Origin of the sequence: Frankia sp. Hr75.2 (genome assembly GCF_949319125.1) — a bacterium.
Lineage (GTDB): Bacteria > Actinomycetota > Actinomycetes > Frankiales > Frankiaceae > Parafrankia > Parafrankia soli.
On sequence record NZ_CASGGV010000146.1, the window covers coordinates 1 to 1,475 of the forward strand.

Annotated in this window: 1 protein-coding gene; it reads left to right on the top strand. The window is 59.7% G+C overall.

The window, feature by feature from the left end; translation table 11 throughout:
* The first annotated feature begins 189 nt into the window (after window positions 1-189).
* Window positions 190-1,449, top strand: a complete 1,260-nt coding sequence (ltrA, locus tag AC559T_RS12750) for a group II intron reverse transcriptase/maturase (RefSeq protein WP_498868836.1) — start codon at window positions 190-192, stop codon at window positions 1,447-1,449.
* Window positions 1,450-1,475: the final 26 nt, after the last annotated feature.

Sequence of the window (1,475 nt, forward strand, 5' to 3'; positions counted from 1 at the left end):
AGTATTACCCTGGGCATGAGGGAGCGCCCCGATCGGCAGATCCGTTAGGGGTTGAGTACCGTTGCCTTACTCGCTGGCGGACCGCCTTGTAGTAGCTGTGAAGGGCCTGTAATGGGTCTGGAGCCAAGGGGGCGGCTCATCATGGAACTTCGTCTGTCATCAACCGGCCGGATGGTCGGGAGGAGTGCGGTGGAGGAGCCAAAGTCGAAGGACAAGCCGTTTGCGATCCCGAAGCAGGCGGTGGTGGAAGCGTTCAGGAAGGTGAAGGAAAACCAGGGTGGGCCGGGGGTGGACGGCTGCACGATCGAGGATTTCGAATCTGATTTGCGTGACAGGCTTTATGTGACGTGGAACCGGATGTCCTCGGGGTCGTATTTTCCGCCTCCGGTGAAGCTTGTCGAAGTGCCGAAGCTACATGGTGAGGGAATGCGCCGCCTCGGTGTGCCCACTGTGGGCGACCGGGTGGCCCAAACGGTGGTCGCCGCGGAGCTTGGGAAAACAGTGGAACCGATGTTCCACCCGAGTTCATACGGCTACCGTCCGGGACGGTCACCGCTGGACGCGGTCGCAGCGTGCAGAAAGCGTTGTTTCACGCATCCGTGGGTGTTCGAGCTCGACATCCAAGGGTTCTTCGACAATGTTCCGCATGACCTCATCATGAAGGCGGTAGAGGCCAACACCGACAAGAAATGGGTGGTGCTGTACGTGAAAAGATGGCTGACCACGCCGGTGCAGCACCCTGACGGTACCCTGGAGCAGCGCGACCGCGGAACCCCACAGGGGTCGGCGATTTCACCGTTGCTTGCAAATCTCTTCCTTCATTACGCTTTTGACGCCTGGATGGCACGGGAGTTTCCCACCCTGCCATTCGAGCGGTTTTGCGATGACATCGTGGTGCACTGCTTCACAGAGAAGCAGGCCCGCTATGCGGGCCAGCGGATTGCGGCCCGGCTGAGCGACTGCGGGCTGCAGTTGCATCCCGACAAGTCACGGGTCGTCTACTGCCAGCAGGACGGACGCGAGGATTCCTACGAGAACACCTCGTTCACCTTCCTTGGCTATACGTTCCGGAAGCGCTCGGCGATGGGGCCGGGAGGGAAAGCCTTCAACAGCTTCCTTCCGGCCGTCAGCGAGGATGCGATGAAGAAAATGAGTCGCGAGGTACACGGCTGGCAGCTACACCGGTGGAACACGATGTCCCTGAACGAAATCGCGGCATGGATCAACAAGATTGTGCCCGGTTGGCTCAACTACTACGGCCGGTTCTATCCGAGCAGGCTGAGGCCACTCCTCCGCCGGATCAACGCCTACATACTGCTGTGGGCTCGCAAGAAGTACAAACGGCTGCGGTCGTTCAAGAGGGCTTTGAAATGGTGGAAGGAACTCGCGCAACGTGCTCCCCACCTGGTCAGGCACTGGGAATGGACGACCGAGTTCTGGATGGCTTGATGAGAAGAGCCCGGTGACGAGAGATT